The sequence below is a fragment of the Streptomyces sp. NPDC002888 genome, from assembly GCF_042888465.1.
Lineage (GTDB): Bacteria > Actinomycetota > Actinomycetes > Streptomycetales > Streptomycetaceae > Streptomyces.
Genome location: NZ_JBIAPU010000015.1, coordinates 40,844 through 55,959 on the forward strand (window position 1 = coordinate 40,844; position 15,116 = coordinate 55,959).

The following is a 15,116-nucleotide window of genomic DNA, read 5'->3' on the forward strand; positions in this document are numbered from 1 at the left end:
GGCCGACCGACCGCCGGGTATGAGCCTCGGGATACCATCTCTGACGCCATGCAGAAGAACCCCATGCAGAAGAACCCCACTCACACCAGCCTGGTCGCGGTCGGCGACTCCTTCACCGAGGGCATGTCGGACCTGCTCCCCGACGGCACCTACCGGGGCTGGGCCGATCTCCTCGCGGCCCGGATGGCCGCCCACACGCCCGGTTTCCGGTACGCCAACCTCGCCGTGCGCGGCAAGCTGATCGGGCAGATCGTCGACGAGCAGGTGCCGGTGGCCGCCGCGATGGGCGCCGACGTCATCACCCTCGTCGGCGGCCTGAACGACACCCTGCGACCCAAGTGCGACATGGTCCGGGTGCGGGACCTGCTGACGGAGGCCGTGGAGCGGCTCGCCCCCTCCTGCAAGCAGCTGGTGTTGATGCGCAGCCCGGGCCGGCAGGGCCCGGTCCTGGAGCGGTTCCGGCCGCGCATGGAGGAGCTGTTCGCCTGTGTCGACGAGCTCGCCGCCCGGCACGGCGCCCTCGTCGTGGACCTGTACGGGGCTCCCTCGCTCGGCGACCCGCGCATGTGGGACGTGGACCGGCTGCACCTGACGGCCGAGGGCCACCGACGGGTCGCCGAGGCGGTGTGGCAGGGACTGGGTCATGACCCCGAGGACGCGGAGTGGCACACGCCCATGCCGGCCACCCTGCCGCCGGGCTGGGTCATGCGGCGCGCCGCGGACGCGCGGTTCGCCCGGCAGTACCTGCTGCCGTGGATCGTCCGCCGCCTCACGGGCCGCTCCTCGGGCGACGGACTGCCGCCCAAGCGGCCCGAACTGCTGCCCTACGAGGGTCCGGCGGCGTAACCCGCCATGACCACGCGGGTGATCAACGTCAGGGGCCGCCTCCACGAGTACGGCCCCCGGCTGGAACACGCCCCCGCCGACGTCGTCTACGTGGGGCGCCGCTGGACGATGGGCGGCTGGGACCTGCCCCGGCACCCGCTGTACAACCCGTTCGCCTACGACACCCCGACGAAGAAGCGGGACGGAACGCGGGCCGAGGTCATGGCGAAGTACCGCGCTCATCTCCTGCAGCGGCCGGATCTGCTCGCCCTGCTGCCGGAGCTGCGCGGCAAGGCACTGGCCTGCTGGTGTGCGCCGGAACTGTGCCACGCGGACGTGCTTGCGGAGCTGGCCGAGACCCTCGGGTAGGTCTTTCGTAGGTTCCGACGAAGACCCCCGTGGCGCTGGCCTGCACGAATCGCCAGTAGAATCCGTACACGTGACTTCTGCGCCCGCCAAGCCCCGCATCCCGAACGTCCTCGCCGGACGCTACGCCTCCACCGAGCTCGCCACGCTCTGGTCCCCCGAGCAGAAGGTGAAGCTGGAGCGGCGGCTCTGGCTCGCCGTGCTGCGGGCCCAGAAGGACCTCGGGATCGAGGTGCCGGACGAGGCGCTCGCCGACTACGAGCGCGTCCTCGACCAGGTCGACCTGGCGTCCATCGCGGAGCGTGAGAAGGTCACGCGGCACGACGTGAAGGCGCGGATCGAGGAGTTCAACGACCTCGCCGGGCACGAGCAGGTGCACAAGGGCATGACGTCCCGCGACCTGACCGAGAACGTCGAGCAGCTGCAGATCCGCCTCTCCCTGGAGCTGGTGCGCGACCGTACGGTGGCGGTGCTCGCGCGGCTGGGCAAGCTGGCCGGTGAGTACGGCGAGCTGGTCATGGCCGGACGCTCCCACAACGTGGCCGCGCAGGCCACGACCCTCGGCAAGCGTTTCGCGACCGCCGCCGACGAGCTGCTCGTGGCGTACGGCCGGGTCGAGGAGCTGCTCGGCCGCTACCCGCTGCGCGGCATCAAGGGCCCGGTGGGCACCGCGCAGGACATGCTGGACCTGCTCGGCGGGGACGCGTCGAAGCTGGCGGACCTCGAGCAGCGGATCGCCGACCACCTGGGCTTCTCGCAGGCGTTCACCTCGGTCGGCCAGGTCTACCCGCGCTCGCTGGACTACGAGGTCGTGACCGCGCTGGTGCAGCTGGCGGCGGCGCCGTCGTCGCTGGCGAAGACGGTCCGGCTGATGGCGGGCCACGAGCTGGTGACCGAGGGCTTCAAGCCGGGCCAGGTCGGTTCCTCCGCGATGCCGCACAAGATGAACACCCGCTCCTGCGAGCGCGTCAACGGCCTCATGGTCATCCTGCGCGGCTACGCCTCGATGACGGGTGAGCTGGCGGGCGACCAGTGGAACGAGGGCGACGTGTCCTGCTCGGTGGTGCGCCGGGTCGCGCTGCCGGACGCGTTCTTCGCGCTGGACGGTCTGCTGGAGACGTTCCTGACGGTGCTCGACGAGTTCGGTGCCTTCCCGGCGGTCGTCGCCCGGGAGCTGGACCGCTACCTGCCGTTCCTCGCCACCACCAAGGTGCTGATGGGCGCGGTGCGCGCGGGCGTCGGCCGTGAGCTCGCGCACGAAGCGATCAAGGAGAACGCCGTCGCCTCCGCGCTCGCGATGCGCGAGCAGGGCGCCGAACGCAACGAGCTCCTCGACAAACTCGCCGCCGACGAGCGCATCCCGCTCGACCGCGCGCAGCTGGACGTCCTCATGGCCGACAAGCTGTCCTTCACGGGCGCGGCCGCCGACCAGGTCGGCGTCGTCGTCGCCCGCGTCGAGGAGATCGTCAAGCAGCGCCCGGAGGCCGCGGGCTACACCCCCGGAGCGATCCTCTGACGCGCTTCACCCCGGCGGAGCTGGAGGCCGCCCGCGACCGTCTCGTACCGGACGTCGTCGCGGACGGCCTCCGTGTGCTGTTCTGCGGCATCAACCCCGGCCTGATGACGGCGGCGACGGGCCACCACTTCGCCCGTCCCGGCAACCGGTTCTGGCCGGTGCTGCATCTGTCGGGCTTCACTCCGAGGCTCATGAAGCCGTCGGAGCAGCGGGAGTTGCTGTCGTACGGGCTCGGCATCACGAACGTGGTGGAGCGGGCCACGGCTCGGGCCGACGAGCTCGGCCCGGAGGAGTACCGGGAGGGCGGGCGGCGGCTCGCGGTGAAGGTGTCGCGGCTGCGGCCCCGCTGGCTGGCTGTCGTGGGCGTCACCGCGTACCGGGCCGCGTTCGAGGACCGGAAGGCCCAAGTGGGGCCGCAGGAGCGGGTCATCGGGGACACGCGGGTGTGGGTGCTGCCGAATCCCAGTGGGCTGAACGCGCACTGGACGGCGGCGACGATGGCCGAGGAGTTCGCCCGGCTGCGGGCGTCGGCGGAGGCGTAGCCGCCCGTCAGGGCACTTCAGGGCGGGTCCACGTCGGTGACGACCAGGAGGAGTTGTATCTCGTCGTCCGGGTCGAGGTCGGCCACACCGAGGACCGCCCAGCGACCGTACGCCGTCAGCTCCCAGAGGTAGACGTCGCCCATGGTGAGGCTGAGCCGGGCCCAGGGCTCGGGTATCTCCTCCGTCGCCGTCCGCACCCTTATCGTCTGCAGGCCGATGTGGCCCGGTTCTCCCCAGCCCTCGGCCAGGGTCCGGGCCGCGTCCTCCTTGTCGTCGTGGAACCGCCCCGCCGCCGTGATCCGCTCCGCGGGGTCCTGGGTCGTGAGACCGACGCTCGTCGCCAGCTCTGCGGTGATGTACCGCTGCTGTGCGGGGAACGCCTGGGTGCCCAGCAGGTCGATCCCGGCGAAGTGCTGATCGGGGCTCATGCCTCCAGTAAACCGGTCACCTCTGACAATTGGTGAGGCGTCAGAAGGCCATCGGGGTCAGGCGTCCCTGCGGCGCAGACTCCAGCCGCCGGCGAACAGGGCGAGCGCCGCCCACAGCGCGGTCACCGCGAGGCCGGTCCACGGGCCCAGCGCTCCGTCGTGTGTCTGGGAGAGGACGACCTGACCGGCCTTGTCGGGCAGGAAGTCGGCGACGGTGCCGGTCGTGTCCCCGATCACGAACGAGACGACGAGGACGAACGGGATCAGCAGGGAGAGGGTGGCCACCCCGCTGCGCAGCAGGGCCGCGAGGCCGGCCGCGAACAGCGCCATCAGCGTGAGGTAGAGCCCGCAGCCCACGACGCCGCGCACCTGCTCGCCGACGGTGAGTCCGCTCGCCGCCTCGCCGAGACCGGCCCGTGCCGCGGTGAGGGCGGCGAGGGCGGTGACCGTTCCCACGACGAGGGCCGGTACGGCGATGGCGGTCACCTTGGCGGCGAACCACCGTCCGCGGCGCGGCGTGGCGGCCAGGGTCAGTCGGAGCGCGCCCTCGTGGAACTCCGACGCCACGGCCATGGCACCGAACGAAATGGCGGCGATCTGGCCGGGTACGACCCCGGACAGCGCCGTGGACAGCGGGTCGAAACCGGGGTCGGAGGTGTCCGAGGCGCCGGCGAGCGCGGAGAACGCCGTGGTCGCGGCGAACACCGCCAGCAGCGCGCCGCACAGGGACCGCAGCGTACGGATCTTGATCCACTCGGAGTGGAGCGCGGGGGCGAACGTCATCGTCGGGCCTCCTGGGGAAGGGCGGTGAACTCGGTTTCCGTGGCCGTCAGATCGAGGTAGGCCTGCTCCAAGGTGCCCTCTTCTGCGGCCAGTTCGAGGAGGGGCAGGCCCGCGTCGGACGCCAGTCGGCCGATGTCGTCCACGCGCGCGTGGTGCACGGTCCAGTGGCCCTCCTCGTGCCGCTCGGCGTCCAGACCGTGCCGGGTGAGGAGGCCTTCGAGCGCGGGGGCGTCCGGCGTGCGGATCCGGACGCGTGGCTGCACGCGCGCGTCGATGAAGTCCCGCATCGGGGTGTCGGCGAGCAGTCGGCCGCGGCCGAGGACGACGAGGTGATCGGCGAAGGACGCGGTCTCGTTCATGAGATGGCTGGAGACCAGGACCGTGCGCCCCTCCCCCGCGAGCCGGCGCAGCAGCCGGCGGATCCAGATGATGCCTTCGGGGTCGAGGCCGTTGGACGGCTCGTCGAACAGGATCACCTCGGGGTCGCCCAGCAGGGCGGCGGCGATGCCCAGCCGTTGGCGCATGCCCAGGGAGTACGTCTTCACCCTGCGCCGCGCGGCCGGCGCCAGGCCGGTCTCCGCCAGCACCTCCTCGACCCGGCGGCCGGGGATGCGGTTGCTCGCCGCGAGGGCGCGCAGATGGTCGCGGCCGGTGCGGGAGCCGTGCGCGGCCTGGGCGTCGAGCAACGCCCCGACGTGGCGCAGGGGTTCGTCCAGGGTGGCGTAGGGGCGGCCGCCGATCGTAGCGGTCCCGGAGGTGGGGCGGTCGAGGCCGAGGGCAAGGCGCATGGTGGTGGACTTTCCGGCGCCGTTCGGGCCGAGGAAGCCGGTGACGCGGCCGGGCAGGACACGGAAGGTGAGGTCGTCCACGGCTCGTCGGGTGCCGTACTCCTTGGTGAGGTTGCGGACGTCGATGCTGGTCATGGCAGCAGCGTGGCCGTCGGCGCGGGGTCGGCGCCTCCCCCGGCGGTGGAGATCGTCTCCCCCGTGCGGGGGAGGTCGGTTGTCAGTGGCGGCTGACACGATGACGAAATGGTCCGCTTGCTGCGCCCGTTCACCCGGGCGGTCACCTACACCCGATGGCTGCACCTGTTCATCGCCGTCGTGTGGCCGTGCATGTGGTGGTTCATCGACAACACGCGGATGTACCTGGCGGCGGTGCCGCTCGCGTTCGCCGGACTGGTGCCCGCGATGCGGACCGTCGAGGGGCTGCAGGCCGGTCCGCTGCTGCTCGGCCAACGGCACGACACGCAGAACCCGGAGATCGTCGCGGCGCCCTCCGTCACCTGGGGCGATCGCGGGCGGACCGTTCTGTGGCTGGAGTTCCGGCTGGTCCTCGGCTTTGCCGTCTCCTTCCTCACCATCCATCTGCCCATGCTCACCGTGGACTTGGTGCACACGGCCCGGGGTGGCGCCCCGGACCCCGCCACGTTCGTCCACGTGCCGGGAAGCCACTGGTGGCACGCGCTCCTCGTGCCCCTTCCCGTGATCGCGCTCGGCGCGGTGGTCGTGGTCTCCGGCAAGATCGTCACCGTGGTGGCGCGCCACCTCCTCGGTCTGTCCCCCACTCAGCGCCTCGCCGCCATGGAGGAGCGCACCGAACAACTGCTCGAACGCACCCGCATAGCCCGCGAACTGCACGACTCCATCGGCCACGCGCTGACCGTCGCCGTGGTCCAGGCGGGCGCCGCGCGGGCGGCCGACGACCCCGCGTTCACCGAGCGCGCCCTGGACGCCATCGAGGAGACGGGGCGGGCGGCCCTGGCGGACCTGGAACGGGTGCTGGGCATCCTGCGGGAGTCGGAGCGGCCGGTGAGCAGCCGGCCGACGCTGACGGACGCCGACCGGCTGCTGGAGTCCGCGCGGGCCTCCGGGGCGAAGGTCGACGCCGATCTCGCGGGACCGCTGGAGACCGTCCCCGGCCCGGTGTCCCGGGAGGGCTACCGCATCCTCCAGGAGTCGCTGACCAACGTGCTGCGGCACGCGGGCTCCGTCCCCGTCCGGGTGCGCATCCGGGTCGCGGACGACACCCTCGCTCTGGAGGTCCGCAATCCGCTCAGCGCCGACATACCGGGGCCCGGCCGGGGCAGCGGCCTGCGCGGGATACGGGAGCGCGCGGCCCTCCTCGGCGGCCGCGCGCACACCGGGCCGCACGAAGGTGACTGGCAGGTGCATGTCGAGCTGCCCTTGAGTTGATCTACGCTGACCGGATGCCGGTCACCGTTCTCCTCGTCGACGACGAACCCCTGGTCCGCGCCGGTCTGCGGGCCGTGCTGGAAGCGCAGCCCGACATCGAGGTCGTCGGGGAGGCGGCCGACGGGGCCGCGGTGATCCCGCTGGTGCGGCAGCTGCGCCCCGACGTGGTCGCCATGGACGTACGGATGCCGCTCCTCGACGGCATCGAGGCCACACGCGCGGTGCTGCGGACGGTCGACGAACCGCCGAAGATTCTCGTGGTGACGACCTTCGAGAACGACGAGTACGTGTACGAGGCGCTGCGCGCCGGGGCCGACGGGTTCCTGCTGAAGCGGGCCCGGCCCGCCGAGATCGTGCACGCGGTGCGGCTGGTCGCCGAGGGCGAGTCACTGCTGTTCCCCGCGTCGGTGCGACGGCTGGCCGCCGAGTACGGCGACGACGGGGGCAACCGCGCGGCCCGGGACGTTCTGGAGCGGGCCCGGCTGACCGAGCGCGAGGCCGAGGTGCTGCGGCTGATGGCGCGCGGGCTGTCGAACGCGGAGATCGCGGCCCGGCTGGTCGTCGGTACGGAGACGGTGAAGTCTCATGTGAGCGCGGTCCTGGCGAAGCTGGGCGCCCGGGACCGCACACAGGCGGTGATCACGGCGTACGAGTCGGGGTTCGTGGCGCCGGGCTGATCGGGCAGGACCGTCAGGTGACCCATCGCACTCGCCGGGGGTTCACCCTGCCGAGTACGATCCGCCCCACACGCGCACGAGCTGGGAGGACGGACGTTGGGGCAGCTGACCGGCGGGGATCCCTCGCTGCTGCGCAGGATCAACTCCGCGGTGGTGCTGCATGCGCTGCGTGCCACGGACTGCGCGACGCTGACGGAGGTCACCCGGGTGACCGGGCTGTCCCGGCCGACGGTCGAGGGGGTCGTCGAGGATCTGATAGCGGCCGGTCTCGTCGTCGAGAAGGCGGCCGACGAGGGTGCCGCCCGGCGTCAGGGGCGGCCCGCCCGGCGGTTCCGGTTCCGCGCGGAGGCGGGGCATCTGCTGGGTCTGGAGATCGGGGCGCACCGCGTGGCCGCGCTCCTCGCCGACCTGGACGGACGGGTGCTGGGCACCCAGGCCAGGGACGTCGACGAGACGGCGCCGGCGGACGAGCGTCTGGAGCGGCTGCGCACCACGGTCGCCGAGCTGCTGCGCCGGGCCGGGGTGCCGCGCAGCTCCCTGCGGGCGGTGGGCGTCGGCACGCCGGGCATCGTCGAGGCGGACGGCACGATACGGCTGGGCACGGCGCTGCCCGAGTGGACGGGGCTGCGGCTCGGCGAGCGGCTGAGCCGCTCCTTCAAGTGTCCGGTGCTCGTGGAGAACGACGCCAACGCGGCGGCCGTCGCGGAGCACTGGAAGGGCTCGGCCACCGAGTCCGACGACATCGTGATGGTGCTGGCCGGGCTGAGCCCGGGTGCGGGTTCGCTCATCGGCGGGCGGCTGCACCGGGGCTACGGCGGGGCGGCCGGCGAGATCGGCGCGCTGCACCTGCTGGGCCGCGGGGTGACCCCGGAGACGCTGCTGTCCACGACGGACGAGCCGCTGCATCCGCTGGACGAGCAGGCGGTCGCCAAGGTCTTCGCGCGGGCCCGCGAGGGCGACCAGGGGGCCCGCGCGGCCGTCGACCGCTTCATCCAGCGGCTCGTGCACGACGTGGCGGCGCTGGTGCTGGCCCTCGACCCGGAGCTGGTCGTCGTCGGCGGCTGGGCGGCCGGTCTGGACGGCGTACTGGAGCCGCTGCGGCAGGAGCTGTCGCGCTACTGCCTGCGCCCCCCGAAGGTGACCCTCTCCCTCCTCGGCGAGGCGGCCGTGGCCACGGGCGCGCTGCGGCTGGCCCTCGACCACGTCGAGGAACAGCTGTTCGCGGTGGAGGGCACGGTCACGGCACGCCGCTGAGCCGGCGAACGAGCCGCGCCCCGGAGGGTTCCGGGGCGCGGGAGGTCTCGCGGTACGTGCTCAGGACGCCTGGCGTTGCGGGCCGTGGTGGATTTCCACGCCGCCGGACGCGCCGAACGTCAGCCGGCAGGTGTCCGCGCGGTAGGTGGCCACGGAGAGCGCGGCGGTGCCGCCCTCGGCGAAGAAGCGGGTCGTGACGACCAGGACGGGCGCGCCCGGGAGCCGGTCGAGCTCCTTGGCGTCGTCCGCGCGGGCCGAGCCGAGCTCCACGGCGCGGTCCTGGCCCTCCAGCTCCAGGCGCTGCAGCTCGCGCAGGACGGAACGCGCGCGTGCCGCCGCGGAGGGGGCGTCGATGGCGGAGAGGTCGCTGACCGACGACTGGGGGATGTAGAGCAGCTCGGCGGCAACGGGCTGGCCGTGGCTCATCCGCGAGCGGCGCACGGTGTGCACGGCCTCGTCGGGGTCGGTCTCCAGCGCGTCGGCGACGGCCGCCGGCGGGGCCCCCACGACGCAGTCGACGGGCTGCCAGGCGTCACCGGCCGCTCCCGGCCAGTCGTGCCGCTCCGTGCCGACGGCGACGCCCATGCGGGGCGGCGCGACGGTCGTGCCCACTCCGCGACGGCGCTGGAGCCTGCCTTCCAGTTCGAGCTGTTCCAGGGCCTGGCGGAGTGTCGCGCGGGCGACGCCGAAGCGGGCGGCGAGGTCGCGCTCGTTGGGCAGGATCTCGCCCACCGCGAACTCCGAGTCCAGTGCCTCGCTGAGCACGGTCTTGAGATGCCAGTACTTCGGTTCCGGCACCGTTTCCAACTGCGTGGTCCCCACCCTGTCCTCCGCAATCGCCGTGATCCGGCGGCGTTTTAGCGCCCTTGTTTATTAAAGGTTGTTGCACTTATCTGCGACGATAGGGCGGCCCCCACCCTTGGTCAAGACCAATGCTCGATCGCTTCGGCGCGCCCCGGAAGGGCCGCCGCGAAGCGTTCACGAGGCGTTCGTACGGGGCCGGATTCATGACATGCAGGCCATGCTCCCGTCGCGAAACAGCAGCTCGCGGGCTTGTGGGGCTACGCGGCCAGCGACCGCAGCTTGTCGGGGTTGCGGATGATGTAGACGGCCTGAACGAGTCCGTCCACGACGTCCAGCTGGAAGACGCTGTCCGGCTTGCCCCCGGACAGGACCAGCACGGCCGGACCGCCGTTGAGCTCCAGGAAGCGCACCGACAGGTCCGGGACGCCCGTTTCCGCCACGCCCGCGACGAAGCGGCCCACCTTGTCGGCACTCTCCAGGACCCGCAGCGGCGCCTTGGCCCGGCCGCCGCTGTCGCCCACGAGCCGGACGTCCGGGGCGAGAAGCGCCATGAGGCCGTCGAAGTCGCCGTCCGTGGCCGCGGCGAGGAAGCGTTCGGTCAGCTCGCGGCGCTGGGCGGGGTCGACGTCGTAGCGCGGGCGTCGCTCGTCGACGTGCTTGCGGGCCCGTGCGCCCAGCTGGCGTACGGCCGACTCGGCGCGCTCGAGCATGGCGGCGATCTCCGCGTACGGGAATCCGAAGGCCTCTCTCAGGACGAACACCGCCCGTTCGAGTGGTGACAGCGACTCCAGGACGACGAGAACGGCGAGAGAGACGGAGTCGGCGAGTACCGCGCGCTCCGCGGTGTCGGGGACGGTGTCCCCGAAGTGGGTGACGTACGGCTCGGGCAGCCAGGGACCGACGTAGGCCTCGCCTCGCTCCTTGATCCGGCGCAGGCGGTCCAGGGCGAGGCGGGTGGTGACGCGGACCAGGTAGGCGCGGGGTTCGCGGACCTCGCTCCGGTCGGCGGCGGACCAGCGCAGCCAGGCGTCCTGGACCACGTCCTCGGCGTCGGCCACGCGTCCGAGCATGCGGTAGGCGACGCCCAGGAGGACGGGACGGTGTGTTTCGAAGACATCGGTCGCGGTGTCGGCGGTCACGGCTTCATCCCATCCGACGCGCCCCGTCGTGTCCAGGCGAACCAGGCTGTTCCGGCGCAGAATGGCCGGGAAGCCGGGGTGGCCCGGGGAACAGGAGGAGGCGTATGCGGTACGCGGTACTCGGCACGGGCGAGGTGGGCCGCACGCTCGGCGGGAAACTGGTGGAGCTGGGCCACGAGGTGACGCTGGGCTCGCGCACCGCGGACAATCCGGTCGCCGCGGAGTGGGCCCGCGACGCGGGTGACCGGGCGGACGCCGGTACGTTCGCCGCGGCGGCCGCGGGCGCCGAGGTCGTCGTGAACGCCGTGGGCGGCCGGGTGGCGCTCACCGCACTGCAGGACGCGGGGGCGAAGAACCTCGCCGGGAAGGTCGTCGTCGACGTCTGCAACCCCCTGGCGTTCGAGGACGGCGAGCTGCGTCTGGCTCCAGTGGAGTCGGACAGCGTGGGCGAGCAGATCCAGCGGGCGTTCCCGGAGGCACGCGTGGTGAAGTCCCTCAACACGGTGAACTGCCGGGTCATGGTGGCCCCGGACCTGGTGCCGGGCGACCACAACCTCTTCGTGTGCGGCGAGGACGCGGCCGCCAAGGAGCAGGTGACCGCGCTGCTCGGGGAGTTCGGCTGGCCGCGCGAGCGCGTGCTCGACCTGGGCGGCATCCAGGCGGCGCGCGCGGTGGAGATGGTGCTGCCGCTGTGGATCCGCCTGTTCCAGGGCTTCGGGCACGGGGAGTTCAACTTCGAGGTGCGCCGGGCGCGGTGAGTGACGTACGGCGGACGGCAGACGGCAGACGGCGACCGTGAGGGGGCTACCCGTCGGTAGTAATTGCTGACAAGCTGTCTTGCACGCGCCGGCCGGCGAGTCCCAGACGAGGAGCACCCATGTCCGCCACCGTCTCCTTCAAGGTCCCCTCTCCCCGCGGCCCGCAGGGCGTGACCGTCTCCTACGCGCGCGTGGGCACCGGCGAACCGCTGCTCCTGCTCCACGGCATCGGCCATCACCGGCAGGCCTGGGACCCCGTGGTGGACATCCTCGCCACCGAACGTGACGTGATCACCGTGGACCTCCCCGGGTTCGGCGCCTCGCCGGGCCTGCCGGAGGGCCTCGCCTACGACCTCCCCACGACGGCCGCCGTTTTCGGCGCCCTGTGTGAGGCACTGGGGCTCGAACGGCCGCATGTGGCGGGCAACTCGCTGGGCGGCCTGCTCGCCCTGGAACTCGGCCGCCAGAAGCTCGTACGGTCCGTCACCGCCCTGTCGCCCGCGGGGTTCTGGTCCCAGGCCGAACGGCGCTACGCCTTCGGCGTCCTGCTCGCGATGCGGCACATCTCCCAGCGGCTGCCGCTGCCCCTGGTCGAGCAGCTGTCCCGGTCCGCGGCCGGCCGCACAGCGCTGACGAGCACGATCTACGCCCGTCCGGCGCGCCGTTCACCCGAGGCCGTGGTCGCCGAGACGCTCGCGTTGGCGCAGGCCACGGGGTTCGACCCGACCCTGCGGGCCGGCGCCACGGTCCAGTTCACCGACGACATCGTCGGACTCCCCGTCACCGTGGCCTGGGGCACCAGAGACATGCTGCTCGTACGCCGCCAGGGCATCCGCGCCAAGCGGATCATCCCCCAGGCACGTCTCGTGCGGCTGCCCGGCTGCGGCCACTGCCCGATGAACGACGACCCCGCACTGGTCGCCCGCGTCATCCTCGACGGCAGCCGCTGAGGCCCCCGGGGCGGCCCGGCGAGACGACCGGGCCGGGGCCTTCCGACCGACCGGGCCGGGGCCTTCCGACCGACCAGGCCGGGCCCTTCCGACCGGTTCGGGCCGGGGCCTTCCGACCGGTTCGGGGCGCACCGCGAGGCGCCGGAGCTGCAGGCCTCAGCCGCGCGAGGAACACGCCGCGGGCCGCGCGGGGCCAGCACCCCGGACCCGCCCGAAACACGCCACGAGGCGCCGAAGCCAAAGGCTCAGGACCCGCGTGGAACACGCCGCGGGCCGCTCGGTCCCGCCGCCGCGGACCCACGCGGCGGCGGGCCCGAGGTGCTGGAGCCGAGTGCCTCGGACTCGCGCTGGGTGTGCCGCGAGCCCCTGGAGCCGGGAGCCTCGGGCCCGCGCGGAACGTCCGAGCCCGCCGCCCCTGCCCTCGGCCCCGCCTTCGGCCCCCGCCGCAACGCACCCGACCCCAACGCGACGCCCGCCCCCACCAGGGCGCTGCCCGTGACCTGTGCGAGGCCGTAGGAACCCGTGCCGACGAGGGGGGCGGTGCAGGCCGCCGCGACGGGGATGAGGCCGGAGAAGAGGGTGGCGCGTTCGGCGCCGATGCGCTGCATGCCCATGTACCAGCACACGAAGCCGACGACGGTGACGACCACGGCCTGCCACAGCAGGGCGAGGGCCTCGCCGGCGTCGGGGAGGCGCAGCCACCCGGCCCCGTCGAGCAGCAGGCCGGCCGCCGCCGACTCGACCGCGGCGATGCCGCACACCGTGGCCGACAGCAGCCGGGGTCCGAGCGGCCGCAGCACGGGCACGGCGAGGACCGCGAAGCCGACCTCACCGGCCAGCGCGCACACCGAGAAGGCGATGCCCGCACCGTCCGTACGCCCCCACCCCTGGACCGTGCAGGCGCCGGCGGCGACGAGGAACGCCCCGTACAGGACCACGCGTTGGGGGCGGCGGTCGTCGAGGAGAGGCACCACCACGGCCACGATCACGGGCGCGCAGCCGACGAAGACGCCGGGGACCGCCGGTTCCGCGGACCGCTCCGCCGCGAGGACGGCGAGGTTGAAGCCGACCATGCCGACCGCCGCGAGCAGGGCGAGGCGGGCCCACTGGCCCGGCGCGAGCGTCCGCAGCCGGGCCGTCGCCCGGCCGCGGACCAGCGGGAGGAGCAGGAGCCAGGCCAGGCCGTAGCGCAGGGCCTGCCCGCCCGCGTACGGGTAGTCGCCGAGGACGCTGTTGGCGGTGAAGGACGCGCCGACGAGGACGCAGGCGAGCGCGGCGAGAAGGGCGCCGCGCGTGGTGGTGGCGTTCATGACGGTGACGCTAGGAAGCGCGGCGGCCCGGTTTAAGGTCCACTTCCATGACGTCATCGGGGACCAATCCGCAACGGCACGCCCCCTCCCCCGCCTGGGAGGTGCTCCTGCCCGCCGCCTCGGCCCCCGCACGCGCGCGTGGCCGCTCACTCCAGGCAGCGCTGCGCGAGGCGATCCGCGCGGGGCGACTCGCGCCGGGCACCCGGCTGCCGTCGAGCCGGGACCTCGCCGCCGACCTGGGCGTGTCGCGCGGGCTGATCACCGAGGCGTACGAGCAGTTGACGGCGGAGGGCTACCTGCGCAGCGACCGGGGCGCCGGCACCTGGGTGGGCGGTGCCGTACGGGCGGCGCCCTCACGCGCGCGTGACCTCGCCCCGCGCACCCCGGGCGCCCGGGCCGACTTCGTACCCGGGACGCCGGACCTGTCGCTGTTCCCGCGCGCGGCCTGGGCCGCCGCACAGCGGGGCGTGCTGGCCGAGCTGCCGCACCACGAGCTGGGCTACCCCGATCCGCGCGGACTGCCCCGGCTGCGCACCGCCCTGGCCGAACTGCTCGCGCGGCGCCGGGGCGTGGTTGCCGATCCGGAGCGGCTCGTGGTCGTCTCCGGGGTGGCCCAGGCGGCCACCCTGCTCGGATTCGCCCTCCACGCGCGCGGGATCCGTACCGTCGGCGTCGAGGACCCGGGCAGCCCGCAGCACAGCGACCTCTACTCCTCGGCCGGCGTCGACGCCGTGCCACTGCCCCTGGACGACGAGGGGATCGCCGTCGATCCGCTGAAGTCGTCGGGGCTGCGGGCGGTGGTGACGACGCCCGCCCACCAGTTCCCCACCGGCATCGCCTACTCCGCGCGGCGGCGCACCGAACTGCTCGAATGGGCACGCTCGGTGGACGGGTTCGTCTTCGAGGACGACTACGACGGCGACTTCCGCTACGACCGCGCTCCGGTCGGCGCGCTCCAGGGGCTCGACCCGCAGCGGGTGGCGTACGCGGGATCGGTGAGCAAGTCGCTCGCTCCGGGGCTGCGGCTGGGCTGGCTGCTGGTGCCCGAAGCGTTGACCGACGAGGTCGTCGAGCGCAAGCGGACGATGGATCTCGGCCATCCCGCCCTCGATCAGGCGCTGTTCGCCCGCTTCCTGGAGCGCGGCGACTACGACCGCCAGCTGCGCCGCTGCCAGCGTGCGTACCGCGAACGGCGCGACGCCCTCGTGGGCGCCCTGGCGGAGCATTTTCCCGGCGCGGAGGTGTCGGGGATCGCAGCCGGGCTGCATGTCATCGCCACGCTGCCGCAGCGGTACGGGCCGCAGGCGCGCTTCCTCGCGGGCGTGGGGGCGGCAGGGGTCGCGGTGCGCCCGCTGGAGGCCTACACGCACGCGCGCGTGACGGGCGACACAGCGGGCCTTGTCCGCCTGGTCCTGGGATACGCGCATCTCTCACCCGCACGGATACGGCAGGGAGTGCGCCTGATGGCGGAGGCCGCCGGCGGCTGACGTCCCCTGGGAAGGGCGGGTTCCTCGGCCAGTTGTTCACCCGTGGTTTCCATGTGCGCCGCGACGCCCCAGTAGGTGTGGC

The 15,116-nt window shown here is 73.3% G+C and carries 16 protein-coding genes; 10 read left to right on the plus strand and 6 right to left on the minus strand.

All coding sequences use genetic code 11. From position 1 onward, the window contains the following. The first annotated feature begins 63 nt into the window (after nt 1-63). The 4 genes from ACFYWX_RS24070 to mug all read left to right on the plus strand — a co-directional run bounded on the left by ACFYWX_RS24070 (nt 64) and on the right by mug (nt 3,249). Nucleotides 64-846: an SGNH/GDSL hydrolase family protein gene (locus ACFYWX_RS24070; RefSeq protein ID WP_389426328.1), complete on the plus strand. Its 783-nt coding sequence runs from the start codon at nt 64-66 to the stop codon at nt 844-846. Between the two features lie 6 nt (nt 847-852). Further along, on the plus strand, nt 853-1,194 hold the full coding sequence (locus tag ACFYWX_RS24075; protein ID WP_389426144.1) for a DUF4326 domain-containing protein: 342 nt from the start codon (nt 853-855) through the stop codon (nt 1,192-1,194). Between the two features lie 70 nt (nt 1,195-1,264). Continuing rightward, nucleotides 1,265-2,707 carry an adenylosuccinate lyase gene (purB, locus tag ACFYWX_RS24080; protein WP_389426145.1) on the plus strand — a complete coding sequence of 481 codons (1,443 nt, stop codon included), beginning with the start codon at nt 1,265-1,267 and terminating at the stop codon, nt 2,705-2,707. Beyond that, on the plus strand, nt 2,704-3,249 hold the full coding sequence (mug, locus tag ACFYWX_RS24085; protein WP_389426329.1) for a G/U mismatch-specific DNA glycosylase: 546 nt from the start codon (nt 2,704-2,706) through the stop codon (nt 3,247-3,249). The genes purB and mug overlap by 4 nt, the downstream gene beginning before the upstream one ends. 17 nt (nt 3,250-3,266) lie before the next feature. Here the strand turns inward: mug and ACFYWX_RS24090 are convergent, their stop codons facing one another. From ACFYWX_RS24090 to ACFYWX_RS24100, 3 genes are read right to left on the minus strand one after another with little or no spacing between them, the layout of a single operon-like run. Further along, nucleotides 3,267-3,677 carry a hypothetical protein gene (locus tag ACFYWX_RS24090; protein ID WP_389426146.1) on the minus strand — a complete coding sequence of 137 codons (411 nt, stop codon included), beginning with the start codon at nt 3,675-3,677 and terminating at the stop codon, nt 3,267-3,269. A gap of 57 nt (nt 3,678-3,734) precedes the next feature. Further along, entirely contained in the window at nt 3,735-4,460 is a 726-nt protein-coding gene (locus ACFYWX_RS24095; RefSeq protein ID WP_389426147.1) for an ABC transporter permease, read from the minus strand. After that, complete coding sequence (locus ACFYWX_RS24100) at nt 4,457-5,383, minus strand: ATP-binding cassette domain-containing protein (RefSeq protein ID WP_389426148.1); 927 nt, start codon at nt 5,381-5,383, stop codon at nt 4,457-4,459. Before ACFYWX_RS24100 ends, ACFYWX_RS24095 begins: the two co-directional genes overlap by 4 nt. A gap of 108 nt (nt 5,384-5,491) precedes the next feature. Between ACFYWX_RS24100 and ACFYWX_RS24105 the strand changes: the two genes are divergently transcribed. From ACFYWX_RS24105 to ACFYWX_RS24115, 3 genes are all read left to right on the plus strand, one after another. Beyond that, entirely contained in the window at nt 5,492-6,655 is a 1,164-nt protein-coding gene (locus ACFYWX_RS24105; protein ID WP_389426149.1) for a sensor histidine kinase, read from the plus strand. A 14-nt stretch (nt 6,656-6,669) separates the two neighbouring features. Further along, the gene (locus ACFYWX_RS24110) at nt 6,670-7,332 is read left to right on the plus strand and encodes a response regulator (protein ID WP_389426150.1); all 663 of its coding nucleotides are present in this window, start codon (nt 6,670-6,672) and stop codon (nt 7,330-7,332) included. Nucleotides 7,333-7,428: 96 nt separating this feature from the next. Then, nucleotides 7,429-8,586, plus strand: coding sequence for an ROK family transcriptional regulator (locus ACFYWX_RS24115; RefSeq protein ID WP_389426151.1), 1,158 nt, complete (start codon nt 7,429-7,431; stop codon nt 8,584-8,586). 60 nt (nt 8,587-8,646) lie between these two features. Here ACFYWX_RS24115 and ACFYWX_RS24120 read toward each other — a convergent pair whose 3' ends face one another. Both ACFYWX_RS24120 and ACFYWX_RS24125 read right to left on the minus strand, forming a co-directional pair. Beyond that, nucleotides 8,647-9,408: a GntR family transcriptional regulator gene (locus ACFYWX_RS24120; RefSeq protein ID WP_389426152.1), complete on the minus strand. Its 762-nt coding sequence runs from the start codon at nt 9,406-9,408 to the stop codon at nt 8,647-8,649. Nucleotides 9,409-9,647: 239 nt separating this feature from the next. After that, nucleotides 9,648-10,529 carry an RNA polymerase sigma-70 factor gene (locus ACFYWX_RS24125; RefSeq protein WP_389426153.1) on the minus strand — a complete coding sequence of 294 codons (882 nt, stop codon included), beginning with the start codon at nt 10,527-10,529 and terminating at the stop codon, nt 9,648-9,650. 104 nt (nt 10,530-10,633) lie between these two features. Here ACFYWX_RS24125 and ACFYWX_RS24130 point away from each other — a divergent pair, with 104 nt between their 5' ends. Together ACFYWX_RS24130 and ACFYWX_RS24135 are read left to right on the plus strand one after the other, a co-directional pair. After that, nucleotides 10,634-11,287 carry an NADPH-dependent F420 reductase gene (locus tag ACFYWX_RS24130; protein WP_389426154.1) on the plus strand — a complete coding sequence of 218 codons (654 nt, stop codon included), beginning with the start codon at nt 10,634-10,636 and terminating at the stop codon, nt 11,285-11,287. A 119-nt stretch (nt 11,288-11,406) separates the two neighbouring features. Next, nucleotides 11,407-12,237, plus strand: a complete 831-nt coding sequence (locus tag ACFYWX_RS24135) for an alpha/beta fold hydrolase (RefSeq protein WP_389426155.1) — start codon at nt 11,407-11,409, stop codon at nt 12,235-12,237. A gap of 245 nt (nt 12,238-12,482) precedes the next feature. On the opposite strand, the gene ACFYWX_RS24140 is transcribed toward ACFYWX_RS24135, so the two are convergent. Continuing rightward, nucleotides 12,483-13,547: an EamA family transporter gene (locus ACFYWX_RS24140; protein WP_389426156.1), complete on the minus strand. Its 1,065-nt coding sequence runs from the start codon at nt 13,545-13,547 to the stop codon at nt 12,483-12,485. Between the two features lie 47 nt (nt 13,548-13,594). On the opposite strand from ACFYWX_RS24140, the gene ACFYWX_RS24145 reads away from it, so the two are divergent. Further along, nucleotides 13,595-15,034 carry a PLP-dependent aminotransferase family protein gene (locus ACFYWX_RS24145; protein WP_389426157.1) on the plus strand — a complete coding sequence of 480 codons (1,440 nt, stop codon included), beginning with the start codon at nt 13,595-13,597 and terminating at the stop codon, nt 15,032-15,034. The last annotated feature ends 82 nt before the right edge of the window (nt 15,035-15,116 follow it).